Origin of the sequence: Psychrobacter fozii, assembly GCF_003217155.1 — a bacterium.
GTDB classification, from domain to species: Bacteria; Pseudomonadota; Gammaproteobacteria; order Pseudomonadales; family Moraxellaceae; genus Psychrobacter; species Psychrobacter fozii.
In genome coordinates this window covers 604,753-625,134 of sequence record NZ_QJSU01000001.1, presented here as the reverse complement: position 1 = coordinate 625,134, position 20,382 = coordinate 604,753, and the positions used below count along the sequence as shown (strand labels likewise).

At 41.0% G+C, this 20,382-nt stretch carries 16 protein-coding genes; 4 read left to right on the top strand and 12 right to left on the bottom strand.

What is annotated here, in order from left to right; all coding sequences use genetic code 11:
- Positions 1-72 precede the first annotated feature (72 nt).
- The 4 genes from thrC to fmt form a co-directional block, all read right to left on the bottom strand.
- Positions 73-1,494, bottom strand: a complete 1,422-nt coding sequence (gene thrC / locus DFP82_RS02610) for a threonine synthase (protein WP_110922152.1) — start codon at positions 1,492-1,494, stop codon at positions 73-75.
- 50 nt (positions 1,495-1,544) lie between these two features.
- Positions 1,545-2,078 carry a hypothetical protein gene (locus DFP82_RS14665; protein WP_181416219.1) on the bottom strand — a complete coding sequence of 178 codons (534 nt, stop codon included), beginning with the start codon at positions 2,076-2,078 and terminating at the stop codon, positions 1,545-1,547.
- Positions 2,079-2,087: 9 nt separating this feature from the next.
- Positions 2,088-3,671, bottom strand: coding sequence for a transcription antitermination factor NusB (locus tag DFP82_RS02600; protein ID WP_110922151.1), 1,584 nt, complete (start codon positions 3,669-3,671; stop codon positions 2,088-2,090).
- 75 nt (positions 3,672-3,746) lie between these two features.
- Entirely contained in the window at positions 3,747-4,817 is a 1,071-nt protein-coding gene (fmt, locus tag DFP82_RS02595) for a methionyl-tRNA formyltransferase (RefSeq protein WP_110922229.1), read from the bottom strand.
- A gap of 217 nt (positions 4,818-5,034) precedes the next feature.
- Here fmt and DFP82_RS02590 point away from each other — a divergent pair, with 217 nt between their 5' ends.
- Positions 5,035-7,875 (top strand): response regulator, encoded by a 2,841-nt coding sequence (locus tag DFP82_RS02590; protein ID WP_110922150.1) that lies wholly within the window; start codon positions 5,035-5,037, stop codon positions 7,873-7,875.
- An 82-nt stretch (positions 7,876-7,957) separates the two neighbouring features.
- On the opposite strand, the gene DFP82_RS02585 is transcribed toward DFP82_RS02590, so the two are convergent.
- The 8 genes from DFP82_RS02585 to rpmH form a co-directional block, all read right to left on the bottom strand.
- Positions 7,958-8,632 carry a riboflavin synthase gene (locus tag DFP82_RS02585; protein ID WP_110922149.1) on the bottom strand — a complete coding sequence of 225 codons (675 nt, stop codon included), beginning with the start codon at positions 8,630-8,632 and terminating at the stop codon, positions 7,958-7,960.
- Positions 8,633-9,054: 422 nt separating this feature from the next.
- The gene (gene ribD / locus DFP82_RS02580) at positions 9,055-10,110 is read right to left on the bottom strand and encodes a bifunctional diaminohydroxyphosphoribosylaminopyrimidine deaminase/5-amino-6-(5-phosphoribosylamino)uracil reductase RibD (protein ID WP_110922148.1); all 1,056 of its coding nucleotides are present in this window, start codon (positions 10,108-10,110) and stop codon (positions 9,055-9,057) included.
- Positions 10,111-10,190: 80 nt separating this feature from the next.
- Positions 10,191-10,670, bottom strand: a complete 480-nt coding sequence (gene nrdR / locus DFP82_RS02575) for a transcriptional regulator NrdR (RefSeq protein ID WP_110922147.1) — start codon at positions 10,668-10,670, stop codon at positions 10,191-10,193.
- Positions 10,671-10,754: 84 nt separating this feature from the next.
- On the bottom strand, positions 10,755-12,143 hold the full coding sequence (mnmE, locus tag DFP82_RS02570; protein WP_110922228.1) for a tRNA uridine-5-carboxymethylaminomethyl(34) synthesis GTPase MnmE: 1,389 nt from the start codon (positions 12,141-12,143) through the stop codon (positions 10,755-10,757).
- Between the two features lie 266 nt (positions 12,144-12,409).
- Entirely contained in the window at positions 12,410-14,098 is a 1,689-nt protein-coding gene (gene yidC, locus DFP82_RS02565) for a membrane protein insertase YidC (protein WP_110922146.1), read from the bottom strand.
- 210 nt (positions 14,099-14,308) lie between these two features.
- Positions 14,309-14,689, bottom strand: a complete 381-nt coding sequence (yidD, locus tag DFP82_RS02560; RefSeq protein WP_110922145.1) for a membrane protein insertion efficiency factor YidD — start codon at positions 14,687-14,689, stop codon at positions 14,309-14,311.
- A gap of 1 nt (position 14,690) precedes the next feature.
- On the bottom strand, positions 14,691-15,062 hold the full coding sequence (rnpA, locus tag DFP82_RS02555; RefSeq protein ID WP_110922144.1) for a ribonuclease P protein component: 372 nt from the start codon (positions 15,060-15,062) through the stop codon (positions 14,691-14,693).
- 186 nt (positions 15,063-15,248) lie between these two features.
- On the bottom strand, positions 15,249-15,383 hold the full coding sequence (gene rpmH / locus DFP82_RS02550) for a 50S ribosomal protein L34 (protein WP_007394757.1): 135 nt from the start codon (positions 15,381-15,383) through the stop codon (positions 15,249-15,251).
- Between the two features lie 610 nt (positions 15,384-15,993).
- Here rpmH and dnaA point away from each other — a divergent pair.
- From dnaA to recF, 3 genes are all read left to right on the top strand, one after another.
- Positions 15,994-17,436 carry a chromosomal replication initiator protein DnaA gene (gene dnaA, locus DFP82_RS02545; protein WP_110922143.1) on the top strand — a complete coding sequence of 481 codons (1,443 nt, stop codon included), beginning with the start codon at positions 15,994-15,996 and terminating at the stop codon, positions 17,434-17,436.
- Positions 17,437-17,603: 167 nt separating this feature from the next.
- Positions 17,604-18,779, top strand: coding sequence for a DNA polymerase III subunit beta (gene dnaN / locus DFP82_RS02540; protein ID WP_110922142.1), 1,176 nt, complete (start codon positions 17,604-17,606; stop codon positions 18,777-18,779).
- Between the two features lie 168 nt (positions 18,780-18,947).
- A complete protein-coding gene (gene recF, locus DFP82_RS02535) occupies positions 18,948-20,153 on the top strand; it encodes a DNA replication/repair protein RecF (RefSeq protein WP_110922141.1) in 1,206 nt (401 codons plus the stop codon).
- Positions 20,154-20,382: the final 229 nt, after the last annotated feature.

The window sequence follows — 20,382 nt, the reverse complement described above, 5'->3', positions numbered from 1 at the left end:
CAATAGTGTAACCTTTATGTGGATATTTTCTTTAGGTTTTCTATTGAATATAAGCTCACCATTAGCAGTGGTTTATGCAGGGTTCGGGGTGACATGCTGGCGAATTTGCTCAGCGACCAATTCAGCATTGTTGTCTAGCACGACCACATGCTGCGGCAAACTCTCCAATCCTTCGGTATGAGCTAGGCGAGCGATATCTATCTGACCGATAGCTTCAACGATGGTATCCGCAAACTTAACAGGTAATGCTGTTTCTGCACAAACAATGATTTCGCCCTCTTTTTGCAACTCTTTAGCGACCTTGATACCGTCAGCTGTGTGTGGATCAATCAGTTCACCATGTTGCTCATACAGTGCTTTGATGGTCTGCAAGCGATCGCTGTGGGTAGATTTACCAGCAGCGAAACCATAGCGAGTATTAACTGCTTCCATTAGCTCAGATAGATCGAAACCTTGACCAGACTTCACCCCTTCAAATAACTCATGGACGCGTGCACTGTTTTTCTCTAATAATAGATAAACAAAACGCTCAAAGTTAGAGGCTTTTGAGATATCCATCGACGGGCTTGAGGTGATATAGGTTTTTTCAGTCGGACGCGGCTGATAAGCGCCTTGATTAAAAAAGTCATTCAACACGTCATTTTCATTGGTTGCGACAATCAAACGGTCGATTGGCAGACCCATTTCACGAGCGATATGACCAGCACAGATATTACCGAAGTTACCTGATGGTATGCTAAAGCTAACTTTTTCATCGTTGCTCGTCGTGACCGCAAAGTAAGCTTTAAAGTAATAAACAATCTGAGCTAGGATACGACCCCAGTTGATAGAGTTTACCGTACCTAGGTTATAAGCAGCTTTAAACTCAGCATCTTGCTGAAGTGCTTTAACGATGTCCTGACAATCATCAAACATACCATCGATAGCGATATTGTGAATATTAGCATCCGTCAAACTATACATCTGCGCACGCTGGAACTCACTCATCTTGCCATGTGGTGACAACATGAAGACTTCGATATTTTCTTTGCCGCGCAGCGCATACTCTGCTGCACTACCCGTGTCACCACTGGTCGCACCAATGATCGTAATACGCGCGTCTTTTTTCTTAAGCACATACTCAAATGCGTTACCCAAAAACTGCATGGCGACATCTTTAAATGCCAATGTCGGACCGTTTGATAATCCTAGAATATATAAGTTATCTTCAAGCTTGCGAACAGGAACAATCTCTTCACTACCAAATACATCAGCGGTATAAGTGCGCTCAATGATATCTTGCAAATCAGCCACAGGAATATCTGTCGCAAAACGCTGCATAATCGCCATCGCAAGCTTTGGATAGCTGAGCGTACGCCATTCATCAAGCGTTGTGCTATCGATGTTTGGATAATGCTCAGGCAGCATCAAACCACCATCTGGGGCAAGACCCATCAAAAGCACATCACTAAAATCCATTGGCGCTGTCTGACCACGGGTACTGATATATTTCATGGTTTATCCTATATAAGCTTAGTTTTATGTGACTTCAGTCAGTATAAGTATCATTTAATACGAAAATTCGTTGGAAAATCAATATCTACAAATTCATCTCGGTGTTGATAAGCTTCAGTAAAATCCCTCATAAACTGACTGAACACCTTTTCAAAATTATCTTTAGCAAACGTTAATTCAGGTACAGTATCAAACCAATCTATAGCATCTGGGTTTTGCTTTTCGATTGAACCTGTAAGCAGTCCAAAACGCTTCCATACCACTTTATCATCGATAATATATTGCTCAGTGATAATGGTGGTACAAGACAAATCATTATCTTCAGGGCAGACTAATAATGGTACATAGCTAACATTACCATCACCTAACTGCCCTAAATAGTACCAAACAATCTTAGTATCGGAATATAAATCTAGATTCAAACTCAACCCTAGCTCTTTGACACCTAATCTTTTTAACTGAGTACTTTTATCTATATATTCAGCAAGCCACTCACTAAGTAATACACCATCAACTATAAGCTCTGAATAAAATACTTCAGGGTTATATCCTTGCTGAATATTAATCATAGAAAGGTTGTTCATGCTATTACTTTAACTCTTCATCAACAATGCATAATAGAAACCATCGCCACTCGCGCTATCAATCGGTAAGCACTGACGACCAATCGCTTGTTCGATACCCCAACTGCATTCTTCGGTAAACTCAATCGCTACCGCATCATTATGATGAGTGATAAAGTCCTGCATTTGCTCGACATTCTCTTGCTTTAAGATAGAGCACGTCACATACAGCAGATAACCACCAGATTTGAGTTGTGGCCATAGATTATGCAAGATATCTGCTTGCAACAGTGCCGTTTGCTCGATGTCTTCTTCGGTACGCAGGATACTGATATCAGGATGACGACGAATCACGCCAGTCGCGGTACAAGGAGAATCCAATAATATCGCATCAAATACGGGTTCATTGGTCGCCGCTTTTTTGTTTTTCCAATGCTGCCATCTGGTCGCATCTGCACAGACAATATTCAATGCAATGCTGTTATCTGCTTGCTGCAAATCATGCTGACTCAAATTTAGGCGCTGTAAATTCTCACGAATACGCTCGATACGAGGTGCTTCATTATCAATAGCTGTTACCTTGATATCAGTAATTGCAGGTGACGTTTCAGCATTATCTTGTTTCACGTGAAACAACGATGATTCGTCATTAGCGCTTATGAGCTCTAACCAGTGAGCCAATTTACCACCAGGTGCCGCACAAGCATCTAAAATGTGTATCTCATTATTACTTTCATCACTGTCGCTGTCAGTATTCGCACTTTCAGCAATGAGCTTAGCCATCAATGCTTTATTAATAATCGGTGCAGCTAGCTGGGCATGCATGTCTTGAACGCTAGCAGTCCCTACAGCAAAATCAGGTAAAGCGTTGACGGCAGTGCTTTGATGCAGTCTAAGACCTTTGGTTGATAGCGTAGTAGTAGCAGCGGCAAACTCTGACGAATTCGCTACCTTAAAGCCAGTCGTTAGCTCAACGATATCTGCATCAATTTCTGCCCCGTCCAATGCATGCTGATAATCTTCTACTGAAGTAACCGCCGAATTCACTCGTAAAAACATCGGTGCTGGCTGACGCAAACCTTGTGTCAGTTCATCATACTGCTCGCTCCAGTCTTGCTTAAGTTGATAAGCGAGCCAATTCGGTAGGCTATGCTTTTTATCGCATTTCTTACGGAATTTACTTGGATTCTTCGCGACTTTACGCAAAATAGCATTCACCAAACCAGTCGAATGAGCAAACTCAATTTCTTTTGCAGCTTCAACGGTTTCGTGAATTGCAGCATGGTCAGCCACTTCTAAATACAGTAACTGCACTAAGCCTACTTGAATGGTCGTACGAACCTCAACTTCATCAATAGGGTTATCCGCTAAGCTATCGAGCAACCGTGCCAGCGCGTGCCATTGACGCAATGTCGTAAGCAGTAGCGCATGTGCAAAACCTTTGTCACCATCGTGTAGACTGTTTAGCAGTGGATCAAGGACGCTTGAGAGCGACTGACCGTTTTGAATGGCCAGTAAGGTACGAATCACACGTACGCGTACGCTACCATTCATAATAAGGTTGCTTGATGGTTTGAGCTTATTGTTTCTAGGCGCAGTAATGTTTTGTCTCATTAAATTTCATTTCCTTGACGTATCATTGATAGCGTCTTGTGCAGATAGGGTTAACTATCATTAAGTTAGGTTCAGTTATTTTGATTCTGTCGTAAATTGATCGCCGTCATTTAATTGGTTGCCGTGGCAAACTTGTTCGGCCGTCATGGGCTTACCACCTGCAAACTGCAAGTGAGTTATGGCTAAAGTCGTGGCCGATGACTCGGTATCACTGTCTTTGCCACAAGCCACTAAAATCGCTTTTCGTCCGACACTGATAACAGTTCCAGCAGGTTCATTAGTTTGCTGAGAGGCATTCACAGGCAAACTCGCCAACACTTTGACACGTTGTCCTGCAAGAAAAGTATAAGCACCTGGCCATGGGGTCAGCCCTCGGATTTGGCGTTCAATAGCAGCAGCAGGCTGTGACCAGTCAACTTCGCCTTCCGTTTTGACCAGCTTTTCAGCATAGTTGGCTTGACTATCATCTTGAGCGATAGCTTGCGCTTGATAAGTAGATAAGTCTTTTAGCACCGTACTGATGGCTGTCGCACCAAGCGCAGCCATTTTATCGTGTAGACTGGCAGCAGTATCAATAAGATCAATACTAGCGCTGACTTTATAAATCATGTCGCCTGTATCCAAGCCTTTGTCCATCTGCATAATGGTAATACCCGTCTCATCATCTCCGGCTAAGAGTGCACGGTGTATCGGTGCCGCACCGCGCCAACGCGGTAATAGTGAGGCATGGATATTTAAGCAACCATGAATAGGCATCTCTAATACGCCGACAGGTAAAATCAACCCGTAAGCGGCGACAATCATGACATCAGGCTGGTAACTGCGCAGAGTCTGCCTAGCAGCCAACCCTTCTGTACTGGATTTTTTAAAAGTGAGTGGTTGCTCTACAGGGATATCGTTCGCGAGTGCAACCTCTTTGACCGCAGAAGCCGCCAGCTTTTGGCCACGACCTGCTTTGCGATCAGGCTGTGTGTACACCGCCACAATCTCTATATCCAGTACATCTTGCTGACTGATTAGTGACTCCAGACTAATCGCTGCAAACTCAGGCGTCCCCGCAAATACCACCCTCAATCGGCCAGTAGATAGAGGATTATGGGGAATAGATAGCGTAGATATATCTGAGGTAGAAGCAATTGTAGTCATAATCATGCATTATATAGGGTTAAGTTGCTCATTATAGGTGAGTTTACAACGTTGTGCCATGATTGTAACTGTAGCAATGCGGCGTTACTAATGACGCCGTTTATCTTTATAATAGTTAAAGAACTTAAAACCATAAGGAATTAAGCAAGCTACCTACTGATTCAAACTTACGATTCACTCACTATGTTTTTTCGTGTCGATATAGGACCACGTTTTCATGCAACAATTTCAGTCCTTAAAGCGCTTACTTATATTTTATGCACTGACGTTGCTAGTGATGCTAGTACTGTATTACTTTACGCTTTTTCACGAAATAAAGACAAACAGTGAACAACAAAGTATCAATACCTTTTACTCATTACAACATGAAATCACTGAGCATGCAGGCCCACTAAACCCTGAAATTGACAGATTTTTGAAGCAGCTTGCCTTTGAAGGTATCAGCTATCAGTTGGTGTTTATGATGCCATCTGGTCAGACTTATATTCACCGCTATACCCGTCCAGATGAGCGTGCTTTCCCTACTGTCAGCTTTCCCACTATTACATCGTCACCTCCTGATAACAGTAGTCATAGCGCCTATAAGCTTAACAGCCGTAACTTGACAGGCACCATCAAGCTCAAAAGTGGTCATCAAATTTATATTATATTACGTCATAAACCGCTTATCATTGACTGGATATCTTACCGCTATTGGTTGCCGCTAATGACAGCGATTGTACTTTTTATCATCGCTTTGCTTTACATGTTCAACCGTCGTATCAATTGGGAACAGCTAATAAGTTATACCGACAGCCTAAACAGTCATAAACAAGAAGTTTATAGCACACCACCTTTTCTATATAAAAAATCCACGCCTGAGTTCTTGCGTTTAGGTCATGCGCTGAGCCGTGTCAGCTACCAACTACACAGTAACTATCGCCGTATAAAAACCCTAACACACCGTCTTGAACGTTTGGTAAACCAAGCACCACTGCCGATGATTATGATTATGCGTCACGGTCAGATTAGCTTTTGTAATCAACGTTTTGACCAAGTATTTACTTGTCCTCCTGAGAGTAATAAAAACTATGAGCTAATAGACTTCGTCGCAGGTAAGGATGAGTCTACCCAGCTGCTATTACAATCACTGTCTAATCTACGTGTCACTCGCACATTGAATGTTTATGGATTAGAGGATAAGCAAGCCTATCAATTGAATATCACGCCATGGTTCGGTGAACACGGACAAGTTCATGGCTTTACAGTGATTTTTAACAACATCAATGAAATCGTTAAGCAAAACGAGCAATTGCAGCAAAAAAACAAACAGCTGAAATCTAAGCTTGACGAATTCTATAAGCTTCGCCTTGTTATCGGTCATAAGCTGCGTGTACCGATAGAGGCAATGATCGATACTCTTGAGCCTATCGATCCCAAGAGACTGGATGCTAGGCAGAATAAGACGTTAGATACTCTGATAAAAACCAGCCAAAACATGCTAACCGTACTCAACGATACGCTGCATATTGGCAATATTGAAGTTAGAAAAAGTCGACTGAGTATTGAACCTGTTGATATTTATCAACTGACTAAGGAAGTTAATAGTCTAGTCATCAATGACATAAAACAGCAGGGATTGGAGTTAATTTACTTCTTTGCACCAGACTGCCCACGTTACATTGATACTGATGACGTTCGTCTACGTCACATCCTATTAGACTTATTAAAAAATGCCATAAAATTTACAACTTCAGGCTATGTCGCACTCACGATAGATCGCGTCACAGAAGAGCAAATCAAACGCATAAATAGCGATCGTATACTTCCTACCCATAATACGATGGTACCTACTCAGGCTTCCCACTGGGTTCATTTCAGTATAAAAGATACAGGGGTTGGCATTGATGCTGATAAAAAAAATCAGCTCATCACTGTTTTTAATCAAGAAACCAATCTAGATAATAACAAACCAACTCAAGCTACTGAGCAAGCAGGCACAGGGTTAGATAATGCCAATAGCTTTGCACAATTATTAGGTGGTTTTATCGAGTTGAAAAGTACGATAGGCAAGGAGAGCATATTTAATGTTTACCTCCCTTGCCGCCGTCCTAACTATCAGCCGGTATATCATCAGAATCAACATTTAAGTGGCATCCACCTCATCGCTGTCATCGAGCAACCTCTTGTTGCTGAAAATTTACAGCGCTTGTGCAAACACTTAGCCATCCCGATGACTATTCATACCGCAGTAGACTTAGTCACCTTGAGGCAATTAACAAATACATTAATACAGAACGAGCAGATGCTCACGCCTATCCTATTATTGGATTACGAGTACTACAAAACCATCACTTTAACTGATAATGATAACAACTCTCAAAATATACAAACAGATATAGTAGAGAAGCAAATAGATTGGAAATATAAAACACTCAATAATAGCGATAAGCTTCAGGCTTTGAACGACTTGCTAGCGACGCCTTTATTACCAAAACTATTATTTAGCATGAAGCCTGAACGTCATATTCCATCTGTATTGTTAGACAAATATGATGGCTTTTTAACCAAACCACTAGATGCTAACTTACTGGTTTCTGAATTGCTGCGCTTAACGATATCAGCTAGGAAAAAGCTTACAGCACCTATCAGCTGTGAAAAAGAGAGTAACCAACAACCAATAGACACAGCTAAACCAAAAGACGAAACTCTATCACCACTTATTTTGGTAGCAGAAGACAGTCCAACCAATCAGAAAATAACCTGCAAAATATTGAGTAAACTGGGCTATCGTAGTGTTGTCGCAGAAGATGGTCAGCAAGCATTACACAAACTGAAAGAGCAGCGTCAGGATATTTCCCTTATCTTGATGGATTGTAGAATGCCTGTCATGGATGGGTTGCAGGCTACTCGTGCTATCCGTGCGCAAGATGACGATATTCCTATCGTGGCGCTGACGGCAAACAATGCACAAGAAGATCGTGATGCTTGTATGCACGTAGGAATGGATGATTTTCTATCTAAACCGATTAATAAGAAAGAATTAGAAGCAGTGTTAGAGCGCTTGATAGAAGCATAAAAATCACGCTAATTGCAACTGAGTAGTATGTTATTAGACAGCTACTCAATTGCTCAAATACTTATTTTTATATGGTTAGCGATTACTTCATAAAGCCATTATCTGCTAAGAAAGCTTCCGTAATCTGACTTTGTGGACTTGGCGCATTCATACCGCCCGTTTGCGACTTATTTAATAAACGCTCTAAATAGCGTGCAACGATGTCCACTTCGATATTAACTTTGTTTCCAACCAGCCAATGTTTAGCGATATTGGTTACTTGAGCCGTATGTGGAATAATATTTAAAGAAACAATATTGTCACGTACAAGGTTGGTTGTCAGGCTAATGCCATCAATCGTAATAGAGCCTTTAGTCGCTGTGTAATGTGCCAGCTCTTGTGGTATTTCGATTTCAATATAGATAGAGCGTGCATCTTGTTGTATCTTGCTTACTACCCCAACGCCATCCACGTGACCAGCCACAATGTGACCACCGAAACGTGTTGTTGGTAGCATGGCTTTTTCTAGATTGACAATATGACCGGGTTTTAATGTCTCTAATGCTGTACGAGCGATAGTCTCACGTGAAACGTCAACAGAATAATGATTGCTACCGAACTCTACCACCGTCAGACAAATGCCATTTGAGGCAATAGAGTCTCCCAGTTTCACATCACTGAAATCTAAATCATTAGATTCTATTGTCAAACGTATATCACCGCCCGTAGGCTGCATAGATTTTACTTTTCCCACACTCTCTATAATTCCAGTAAACATATTGGCCTCATCTCTTTGTAATATTGCCGTTATCGACAATATATTTTAATTCATTCGTATTTTGGTAGTGTTTGTCCAAACTAAATTTTTAGTGAAACCTAAGCTAATTCTATGCTCATTATGGGATAACTTGTGGATAAGTAATGATAAATCAACCTTTAGTAAGCCAAAAACCCTCGATAATAACAAGTTATCCACAGGAAAATAAAATTCAAGAATAGAACAAGCTACTTATAAATTAAGTTTAAGTTATTGATTTAATTACTTTTATTAATATTATTGTGTGGAGACGCATAATATAAGTTTCATGTGAAACGAAGTTATACACAGTTTCATGTGAAACCTAAGTTATATAACATTACTTATCCACATTTAGCCCACACCAGATATAAATTATAGATAAACCCTTTATACTCAATGGCTTATAGAGGTAACAACGTTAACTTAAGATCAGAGCCTACCCGTTCATGGCTACTAACACTAAAACGTAGCTGCTCTGCTAAAGACAGCGGACTGAACTCGACCATCGGTTTGGCCTGTGCGCCCAATAAACAGGGTGCTTGATAGACGATTAATTTATCCACCAATTGTTGGCTTAAAAAGCTACCAGCGACGCTAGCACCAGCCTCTACTAACACGTCATAACACCGATGCTCACTGACCAAATTTTTCAGTAATGCAGTCAAGTCGTCTTCACGCCAATATAGCGTATTTGGACGACGACATAACTGATGACTAGACTCTGGACTATGCGCTAGCCGTTGACGTCTATCGAGCACCACTACGATAGGTGCTGGCACTTGCTCAGGTGGCACACCTAATTGGCTAGAACGTACATTAAGCTGTGGATCGTCTGCAATAACCGTTTCACTACCCGTAATAATCGCACCACTTTGTGCGCGTAGTTTCTGTACGTCTTCACGGGCGGCGGCTGAGGTAATCCATTTTGACTCACCAGACGCCATCGCTGTGCGACCATCAAGGCTGGTTGCTATTTTCAGTCGTACATACGGCATTTGAGTACGCATCGCCTTTAAAAACCCGCGATTTAAGGCTTCTGCTTGCGCTGTCAGCACACCAACTATAACTTCAATACTAGCCTGCTCTAACAACGTTATACCACGTCCAGCAACCTGTGGATTAGGGTCGAGGCCTGCTATTACAACACGCTTTATACCCGCATTAATAAGACCCAATGCGCAAGGTGGTGTACGCCCTGTATGACTACAAGGCTCTAAAGTTACATAAGCTGTGGCTCCTACTGCCTTCATACCTGCTTCTTTGAGCGCAAATACTTCTGCGTGAGGCTCACCTGCTTTGGGATGAAATCCTTGCCCGACTACTTCTCCTGCTTGGACAATGACACAGCCTACTGCAGGATTAGGCCTTGTGGTATACAAACCTTGCTTTGCCTGCTCAATAGCAAGCATCATAAAGTAGCGATCTTGTGCATCTTGAGCATGGTTTTGAATAGACATAGCAGTAGACTTAATCAATAATTGAGGGTTCTATATAAGAAAGTAAGTGTTTGAGACCTGATTAATAGAGTAACTATGACTTATTTATCAGTTTCGTTCGATTGTTTTTCATTTGGGCGGATATTCGCAATTTCTTGATGAAAAGCATCAATATCTTGAAAGTCCCGATAGACACTAGCAAAGCGCACATAAGCGACATCATCTAGTGTTTTGAGTTCACTCATGATTATTTCACCTAAGACTTTACTACTAATCTCACGCTCACCCATTTGTCTAACACGTTTCTCAATTCGGCTAATCATCGCCTCTTGCTCATCAATTGTGATAGGACGCTTTTGCAAAGGCAATAAAATAGAGCGACGCAATTTTTCATTATCATAAGGCTCAATCTTGCCACTTGATTTGATAATTCTTGGCATCACGACTTCGACCATCTCAAAGGTAGTGAAACGCTCTTGGCAGCTATTGCATGAGCGGCGGCGGCGAACTTGCGCACCTTCCGCAGCAAGACGCGAGTCAATAACCTTAGTCTCTGACGCATTACAATACGGACAGTGCATCGCATTTTCCTTGTTTTAACATTGAGAGTCAAAGTCTTTATTTATGAGACCCATGTTAGATGAGTACATCATAGTAATACTCTATTATTTGCCAATACAGAAGCTACCAAATATCTTGCCCAACAAGTCATCAGCGCTAAATTCGCCCGTAATTTCGCCCAGACTGCGCTGTGCTTGATGTAAGCTTTCAGCGACTAACTCTCCTGCTTGAAAGACCGTTAATTGTTCGTGCGCTTCGACCAGATTATCAGCCGTCCGCCTAAGCGCATCTAAATGTCTTGTACGAGCAATGAGACTGTTTTCTGGTGGATGAAAACCCACTTTAGCACACAATGTTTCGACCAAATTATCGATGCCAATGCCTGTTTCACATGAAACATTCACTTGTTCATAGCCACGACTTTCTATTTCAGATTGCGAAGTGGAAATAGCTTGCTCGCGCTTACTGTCGTTAAATAAGTCGCTTTTATTAGCAATGATTAATAAACGTTTGGCCTCTGGCAACTCGCCAAATAATTGCTTTGCAAGCTGTAGCGGTGTACTTTCTTCCTCAAGATCACGGGTGACATCATAGACCATGAGTAGCATATCAGCCTGAGTAATGGCCGTGCGTGCACGCTCAATACCAATACGCTCTACCGTGTCTTCTGTGTCACGTAGACCTGCCGTATCAGTTAAATGAAGTGTGAGCCCATTGAGAACTACTGTCTCTTGCAGCGTATCACGAGTAGTCCCTGCTACGTCAGTAACGATAGCCCTCTCCTGACCCGCTAGACGATTGAGTAGGCTTGATTTCCCTGCATTTGGTCTACCTGCTAGTACCACATGAATACCATCACGTAGCAGCTGGCCTTGTTTTGCCGTTGCCAGTACTTGTTGTATTTTTTCTTGTGTTTGCTCAAGCTTATTTTGTATCACACCATCAGATAAAAAGTCTACGTCCTCTTCATCAGGAAAATCAATAGCCGCTTCAACGTGCAAGCGCAGATGAATAAGTTGCTCTAACAGTTGATTAATTTTTTGTGAAAACTCACCACTGAGAGAGCGAATAGCACTACTAGCTGCCGCCGCACTGGTCGCATCGATCGCATCAGCAATCGCCTCTGCTTGAACCAAATCTAATTTGTCATTATCAAAAGCTCTATAAGAGAACTCCCCTGCACTGGCTTGTTTTGCACCCAACTCAAACACACGAGCTAGCAATTGGTTTTGCAAAATCATGCCACCATGCCCTTGCAGCTCAATCACATCTTCACCGGTGAATGAATGTGGACCTTTGAAATACAGCACCAAACCTTCATCAATCACTGTGCCATCAGCCTGATAAAATCGGCAAAAACTGGCCATACGTGGCGTAAAGGCAGACTTACCTGTTAAGGCACAGGCCATATCATACGCACGCACACCTGACAAACGTATAACGCCGACACCACCACGGCCAAGCGGTGTTGCAATGGCTGCAATCGTAGCCAATCCAGCCGAGCTAGGTTTATCAGATGAGTGATGCGAGGTTGACGCGTTTTCTAGGGAATCCACTATAACTCTCAATAACTGAAAACCCCATTATAGACGCCTCAGCACAGACTGACAAAGCAAACTTTACATAGTGATACTTTAAGCATGTGGCACGTTTCTTTTATTTTTTATTGAGAATAAGTTAAAGGCGATAGATATGTGCCACGCATAAAAAAACCACCGCCGTAGCGATGGTTTTCTATCAATTCATAAGCTAGAGCTAGTTAGTCCAGTACTTTCACAGTACGGCGCTTTTGCTCTTCTTCAACTTTTTTATTGACGATATATTGCTGAGTCATACTAAACAAGTTGTTCACAGTCCAGTATAGAACCAGACCCGCTGGGAAGAACAGCATGAATGCAGTAAAGATAATCGGTAAGAACTTCATAACCTTTGCTTGCATTGGATCAGCTGGTTGCGGATTAAGCTGTTGCTGAATAAACATGGATGCGCCCATTAGTAGCGGCAAAATAAACCATGGATCCATCGATGACAAATCTTGAATCCATAAGATCCAAGGAGCGTGGCGCAGCTCAACACTTTCGACCAGCACCCAATATAACGCCAAGAAGATCGGCATTTGCATCAGAATAGGCAAACAACCCGCCATTGGATTGACTTTCTCTTCTTTATAAATGGCCATCATCTCTTGCGACATCTTCATACGATCGTCGCCATGCTCTTCTTTGAGCGCTTTGAGTTTCGGTCCGATAGCTCGCATTTTTGCCATTGAGTAATAGCTCTTGTTAGAGAACCACATCAAGGCAATTTTAACTAAAACCGTCAATAGAATAATTGACCAACCCCAGTTACCGATGATTTTGTGAATACCATCCAAGATAGCAAACAAGATCTTAGATATTGGCCATAACAGACCATAATCGACCGTTTTGTTGAGTCCTACCGAAACTTCTTTGAGTTCAGACTGTACTTTTGGACCAGCATATAACGTGGCATTCAACGTCAACTGCTTGTTTGGTGCTACATTAATAGGCTGACTATTAAAACCAATAAAGTAATCATCACCCGTTTCACGGCTAAAGAAATTACCGGTAAAGTTTTCAGGCGTCCATGCAGACACAAAGTAATGCTGCACGATGCCAACCCAACCTTTATCACTGGTCGTCGTCAACTCGCCATCACTAAAGTCACCAAACTTCAGCTTATTATAAGGATCGTCAGGAGTACCCCAAGCACCGCCCAAATAAGTAGCCATGCTCAATGCGCCTTTGTCAGACGTACCAGGGTCTTTACTGTCATCACGCTTTAACTGCGCAAACATCTGACCTTGCCAAGCATTGGTAGAGGTATTCTGAATTTGATAGCTAATATCAATCGGATACTTACTTTCAGTAAAGGTGAAGGTCTTGGTAATTGTCACGCCATCTTTTTTGTAAGTTAGCGGTACAGACAGTGTTTGCTGCCCTTCTTCCATTACATAATTATTGGCAGTATGACTGTAATTGGCACGACCTTCTGCCGTATCAATACCATCTTGACCAATTAAACCAGACTGAGCCACGTATACACGATTGCTATTATTTTCTAGCAATACGAAAGGCTTATCGCTATCGAGCTTCGCGTTATATTGCTTAAGAGCAGCATAAACAATATCGCCGCCTTCTGGATTGATTTTTATATCATAGCGATCGGTCGTAACCGTGATTAGACCTGTGTCTTTAGCAGGAGTAGGGGTCGCAGTCACTGTGTCGCTATCGACAGGTTGTGTCTGTGCCGGAATATCACCTGCTGCACCGGTCGAAGATGGAATGTCAGCACCCACTGAAGTGGTCGTTTCTGGCAGCACATCTACCGCTGGTGCATCGGCATAATCATCTCGCCATGCCAAAATCAGCAGATAAGCGGTGATTAGCATCGCAATGATGATCATCACCCGAAATATCTTTTGCATAAACCTTTCCTAGATTAAAAAATTAGGGAATGAAAAATTAGGGCATGTGTCATGACTCTACAGCACGGCTGTCCTGATGTTTAACAACAGTATTGCGAGTCATTTACATAAAATGTGCATTATTTTACTAAAAATCAGCCTTAAATGATACCAAGAGTGTGGATAACTTGTGGGTAACTCCTTGGTCTTTATATCAAAGCCAATCGATATTCACTTCGATCCTAACGTCATTAAATGATTAAGGCGTGAAACATAGCTTTTGCTATCTCGATAAACACCCAATCCTTGAACGTTTATATGTGGTAAGCAAGCAAAAGATACGTAACTATATTGGTAAGAAGCTAAAGGTAGTGGCACGAAATCAATGCCATGCCCACCTAGAGGGTGACATCTGCCAATACGTTTTAACAGTAGCCAACTACCAGCTCGGACACCGTGCCACATCAAAGCCTGTTTACCGTAATTTGAACAAGTTGGATAATATCTACAACGAGCAGGTATTATTGGGCTAATTATTTTTTGATAAAAAATAATTACATTTAATAAAAATTTATAAAAAATAACTTTATTAGTTTTTATAAAAAAATTCATTTTATTTTATTTCTATTTTTTTAAAAATATTACTTATTTGATTTTTTAATTCTTTTTTATCTATATCTTTTATTGATTTCTTAACAATAAAAACAATGTCTTTACTTTCTGTTTTAAAAGCCTTTGATCGAAACTGTTCACGTATTTGACGTTTAATTAGATTTCGAGCGACTGCAGTAGGTACTTTGCGCTTTGTAATAGCCATACCAACTCTCGGTTTATCATGAGTATTAGTACGTACAAAGGCCATCAAATGACTTTGGTGAATCTTACGTTCAGGCGCATCAAACACCTCACGAAAAGCCGCTGGTGTTAGCAGTCGCTGCTCTTTAGTGAAATGGGCGGTAGGTGTAGCTGAAACAGTATTTGGCATATTAAGACCTAGTATAAGAGCTAATAGCAAGATTGGAAATAATAGTAAAATATAGAGACAAAAAAAGCGCCTATTTGGGCGCTTTTAATATATGGCTAAGTGTCAGTTGTGATGATTGACTATCGCAATCTATGCATAATATAGACACAACAAGCACAATTAGCCATGCTTATCGCAATCTACTGATTATACAGTAAGGCGATGACGTCCTTTAGCGCGGCGACGAGCTAAGACCTGACGGCCTTTTTTAGTTGCCATACGAGCACGGAAACCGTGAGTACGTTTACGCTTGATTACGCTTGGTTGGAATGTACGTTTCATAACTCACCTATCAAAATAATGGACTAAATTCGTAATAACGGAGGATTATACCACCAGATACTGTCTTGGTCAATGAACTAATTTAATCAGTATTTATACAAGTAAAAATTACTATTGTCAGAAGCAAGTTTTTAGTAGCTGATTTTTGATAAGTAGAAATAACTAGCATTAGTTTAACTGTTCAGTAAACCTAGTTTCTGAAATTAACATTTAAAAGTTATCCACAGTTTGTCTCGAACTCTATAGTAATTAACTATTAATATATATAAGTATTGTTGTTATTGGGAGCTCTATTATCTGTGGTTAACTCTAATTTTCTTTTTATAATCAAAATACTAGGCTATGGGTAAACCTGTTGATAACCTGTGGGTTAAATATGGATAACTCAAGGTTCGAAGTTGTCCACAAAACTATCCACAGTCTTATCCCCAAAAAACAAGGTTTTATCCACAGGGTAACTGTGTTAAATTAGCTACCTACTCGACGTGTAGTTTTACTCGGTTTACAGTGACTCTCTTTGGTATAGCAAGTAGGCACTGCATTAGTGCTCTAATAGCGATTTATACCGTTGAGATATCTGTTATTTCAAATTATAGGGTTAGTACTTTTCATGATAGACACAGCAAATATTTGGGATAAATGCTTAAACGATTTACGCTATAACGTAAAAGACAATGTATTTACTATGTGGTTGAGACCATTATCAGCCCATCAAGAGGCTCAAACCCTTATCATACTTGCCCCTAACGATTATTTTGTCACTTATATTAAAAAGAACCATTTACAAGATATCCAGCAATTGGTCGCCAAGCATAGCCAAGGAAGTATTGAAGAGGTTATCGTACGTGTTGATAATGCAGGTCGTGATATCGATGATAACCAACCGCAGTCAGGGTCTTTATTTGCAGAAGATAAGCCCTCCCCTCCCCCAGCAGAACATAATTTTGAGACGATCCATCACAATAATGCGAAAGCGGATATTGATGCCAATATGCGTCATGCAGAACTGGTTGATTCTGCTGATGCTAAGTCACTTAGTTATCTTAATCCTGAGTTTACTTTTGAAACATTCGTGACGGGTAAGTCTAACAACCTTGCTTACAAAGCTTGTTATGAGCTTGGTAAACGTCAGTCGAAAAATCGTCACAATCCTCTATTTATATATGGCCCTTCTGGTTTGGGAAAAACGCATTTAATGCATTCTGTAGCACATCGCTATTTAAAAAATAATCAAAGTTTTTATTATTTCACTTCTGAAAAATTTATTAATCAATTGGTTTATTCTTTAAGAAATAATAAAATAGAAGATTTTAAAAAGAAAATTAAAAAAGTAGATTTATTAATTGTAGATGATATTCATGTATTAGCTGGAAAGACCAAAAGTAGTAACGAGTTTTTGACATTGTTTGCAGATTTTACTAGTGGTGATAAACAACTCATTTTGGCCTCTGATCGTCATCCATCACAAATGACTGAGTTTGACGAGCGTTTTAGATCGAGATTCTCTTGGGGTTTGACCGTAGCAGTTGATCCACCTGAGATTGATACTCGTGTGCAAATTTTGCAAAAAAAGGCAGCCTCATACGGCATGATTTTGCCTAAAGAATGTGCGCTATTCATTGCACAAAATGTGGTGTCTAATGTCAGGCGTCTAGAAGGTGCGCTAAATCAAGTATTTGCTAATGCTAACTTAACTGGCGCACAAATAACGCTTGAGATGGTGCAATATGCGCTAAAAGACATCGTTGCAATGCGCGTACAAGCCGTTAATATGGATAATATTCGTAAAGTAGTCGCTGAATACTATGATGTGACTATCAAAGATATGATGGGTCGTAAGCGCACGCGCAGTATTGCTAGACCTCGCCAAATTGCGATGGCACTATCACGTGAATTGACGGGAGATAGTTTTCCTGAGATTGGTCAGTCATTTGGTGGACGTGATCACACAACGGTGATGCATGCTTGTGATAAAGTTAATGAACTACGAGCCGCAGATCCTGCGTTTGATAAGGATTACAAGACCCTAGCGCTAATGTTGCAAGCAGGTTAGTAGGCCACAGTATCACTATGTTTTAGTAGGATGATATGGTTTATAATATTGACGATATATGCACACAGATAGCTAATGGATTATAGTCAGTAGACAAGGTATTATTAAGCCTAAGCTATTGTTCTGAATTGATAAAAATACAGTCATTTAAATAAGAGTAACTAAGCATGCAATTATCGATTAATCGAGAGTCGTTACTAAAAGCCATTAACTTGATCGCCAAGGCTGCTGATAAACGCCATAACATGGTTATTTTAGGCAATATTAAGCTACAGTTGTCTGAGTCAGCGCTTGTTTTGACAGCTTCTGATTTAGAAGTAGAGTTGACCTCGACGTTGAAATTGCCTGCAGGTGCTTGTGTTGAAGCTGGGACAACAACTTTACCTGCGACGAAGCTGAAAGATATTTGCAAATCATTACCAGCACAGGCGCAAGTCAATCTGGCGACTCAAGAGAATGAACGTTGCCTACTGACTAGCGGTAAAAGCCGTTTTACATTAGGTACATTGCCAGCCGAAGACTATCCAAGCTTGGGTAATCCAGAAAACATCACACCATTAATCATCAGCCGTAGCCGCCTTACTGATTTGATCCACAAAACTCAGTTTGCGATGGCCATTCAAGATGTGCGTTATTATCTAACTGGCATGTTGTTTGATGTATCACAGCAGCAGCTAACCACGGTTGCAACTGATGGGCATAGATTGGCTTTAGCGCGTAGTGTTATCGATGTGAGTGCTGATCTGAATATGCAGGCTATCTTGCCACGCAAAGCTGTCATTGAGCTTGAGCGCTTGGCTTCTGAGCTTGGTAAAATGCTCGGAGATAAAGATAACCCAGTTACGTTAAGCTTTGGTCGTGAATTTTTGCAAGTCAGCTTACCGTTCGGTGATGTTGATAGTGCAGGGCAGGTGAGTGATAATTTAATGGTCACTTTTACGGCACGCCTGATCGATGGTAAGTTCCCAGATTATCGCCGTGTCATGCCAAGTAATACGGATAAGCTGGCGTTGTTTAATCAAGAAAAAATGACTGATGTGCTACGTCGTGTTGCGATTTTGAGTAATGAAAAATCTCGCGGTGTGGTCTTTAACTTTGCCAGTGACGGTATGGTAGAAGTACGTGCTAATAATGCTGAGCAAGACGAAGCGGTGGAAATGATACAAGCTAAGTATCAAGGTGAGCCCATGGAGCTATCGTTTAACGCTGCTTACTTACAAGATGTACTGGGCGTTATCCAAGGTGATTTGCAAATGCATATGAGCCAATCAAACGCTTCAGTGCTAGTCAATCAACTGAATGATGAATTCCATCAGTATGTCATTATGCCAATGCGAATATAGTGATATTCGTTTTACAAAAGCGGCAGAGTTGGGTATTTGAGCTGTATTTAAGTGCAAACTTACTCTTAGAGTAGATTTGCACCTTTAAGTTTTAATCTTTTTTGCCTACAATTTAGTCAACTTATAATTACCTTTTATATACTATTTTAATAGGCGGCTATCAGTATTATGATTGAACGTCTGCAAATATCACACCTTCGAAATCTAACACAAGTCAATTTACAGCCTGCTGCGTGTAACGTCATTATCGGCGCGAATGGCAGCGGAAAAACATCCTTACTTGAAGCTATATTTTTGCTGTCCAGAGGCAAAAGTTTCCGGCATCACCAGCCCAAGCGCTATATTCAACATCATCAAAATATGGTTACTGTACATGCTAAGCTTAATGATAGCAGTACCTTAGCTATCCAAAAACAAGCTGATGCTACAACACTCTTGCGTCTTAATCAGACGACTGTCTACAACCAAAGCATCTTAACTGAGCAACTGCCAACACTACTGATAGATCCTTCAACGATGGATATGTTAGAGCAGGGTAGTGCCAGTCGTAGACAGCTATTGGATTGGCTAGTGTTTCACATGAAACAAGGCTTTCATCCGCAGTGGGTTGCTTATCAACGATTACTAAAACAGCGCAATAGTTTACTAAAAAAAACACGGCATTTGACCCAAGTGCAGCTTGCTGAGCTGAAGTCATGGGATAAAGGATTGAGTAGCCATGCAGCACTCATTCATCATTATCGTGAGCGGATATTTACCGAATGGCAGCCTTATTTTGCTGAGAGTATTGAGCAGTTACTGCCATCTTATGCCGAACAATTGAGCTTAAGCTACAATGCTGGCTACGATACGAGTATTGCGTTAGATGTGCAGCTTAATGAGCGACTAGAGCAGGATCTGCAGCTGGGATACACTCGTATCGGTAACCATCGAGCTGATGTTCATGTGCATTGGCATTCTGATGATTCACTAGAGATGAATAATGAGTCTGCAAGCACAACGCCAAAAAACGATGTCAGTGCTAAATTACCAACTCTAAAAGAGCAAGCGGCTAACGTATTGTCTCGTGGAGAAAAGAAGCTGTTAATCACTGCATTAAGGCTGTCTCAGTTACCGCTACTGCTCAATGCTGAACAGAATGTTGACTCACAGAGAGATGGGTTTAATACTAGAGCCACGCCAGTCGTATTGCTAGACGATATAACGGCAGAGCTTGATAATAGAGCGATAGAGATTTTATTATCGACTTTATCGCAGTTGCCCTGCCAGGTATTTATGAGCAGTTTGACTGATGATATCGTGCCAATGATCCAAGATTTATGGTCAAATCCTAATATGTTTCATGTGAAACAAGGTAATATCCAACCTCTTTAATAACTTCCTCATACTGTCTATTTCATCCTGATTTACAACCTCATAAATCCTCTATACCTACTATCATTTTCCTACAGTACCGTTTATTTTTCGAGAGCCATTCATACTAAGAAAACTGTCAGTAAACAGTGACTTAGAAGCAAAAAAATGCTAAAATTAGGCTTTATTTTTATCCTGTTTTCAGCAAGTTGTTTAATAGCGTTATGTAGATATTTTTTATTATCTATAG

What these genes read in the sequence shown, in the direction of transcription:
- thrC (WP_110922152.1), bottom strand. Translation starts at nt 1,494, where the DNA reads ATGAAATATATCAGTACCCGTGGTCAGACAGCGCCAATGGATTTTAGT.
- DFP82_RS14665 (WP_181416219.1), bottom strand. Translation starts at nt 2,078, where the DNA reads ATGAACAACCTTTCTATGATTAATATTCAGCAAGGATATAACCCTGAA.
- DFP82_RS02600 (WP_110922151.1), bottom strand. Translation starts at nt 3,671, where the DNA reads ATGAGACAAAACATTACTGCGCCTAGAAACAATAAGCTCAAACCATCA.
- fmt (WP_110922229.1), bottom strand. Translation starts at nt 4,817, where the DNA reads ATGACTACAATTGCTTCTACCTCAGATATATCTACGCTATCTATTCCC.
- DFP82_RS02590 (WP_110922150.1), top strand. Translation starts at nt 5,035, where the DNA reads ATGCAACAATTTCAGTCCTTAAAGCGCTTACTTATATTTTATGCACTG.
- DFP82_RS02585 (WP_110922149.1), bottom strand. Translation starts at nt 8,632, where the DNA reads ATGTTTACTGGAATTATAGAGAGTGTGGGAAAAGTAAAATCTATGCAG.
- ribD (WP_110922148.1), bottom strand. Translation starts at nt 10,110, where the DNA reads ATGTCTATTCAAAACCATGCTCAAGATGCACAAGATCGCTACTTTATG.
- nrdR (WP_110922147.1), bottom strand. Translation starts at nt 10,670, where the DNA reads ATGCACTGTCCGTATTGTAATGCGTCAGAGACTAAGGTTATTGACTCG.
- yidC (WP_110922146.1), bottom strand. Translation starts at nt 14,098, where the DNA reads ATGCAAAAGATATTTCGGGTGATGATCATCATTGCGATGCTAATCACC.
- yidD (WP_110922145.1), bottom strand. Translation starts at nt 14,689, where the DNA reads ATGAATTTTTTTATAAAAACTAATAAAGTTATTTTTTATAAATTTTTA.
- rnpA (WP_110922144.1), bottom strand. Translation starts at nt 15,062, where the DNA reads ATGCCAAATACTGTTTCAGCTACACCTACCGCCCATTTCACTAAAGAG.
- rpmH (WP_007394757.1), bottom strand. Translation starts at nt 15,383, where the DNA reads ATGAAACGTACATTCCAACCAAGCGTAATCAAGCGTAAACGTACTCAC.
- dnaA (WP_110922143.1), top strand. Translation starts at nt 15,994, where the DNA reads ATGATAGACACAGCAAATATTTGGGATAAATGCTTAAACGATTTACGC.
- dnaN (WP_110922142.1), top strand. Translation starts at nt 17,604, where the DNA reads ATGCAATTATCGATTAATCGAGAGTCGTTACTAAAAGCCATTAACTTG.
- recF (WP_110922141.1), top strand. Translation starts at nt 18,948, where the DNA reads ATGATTGAACGTCTGCAAATATCACACCTTCGAAATCTAACACAAGTC.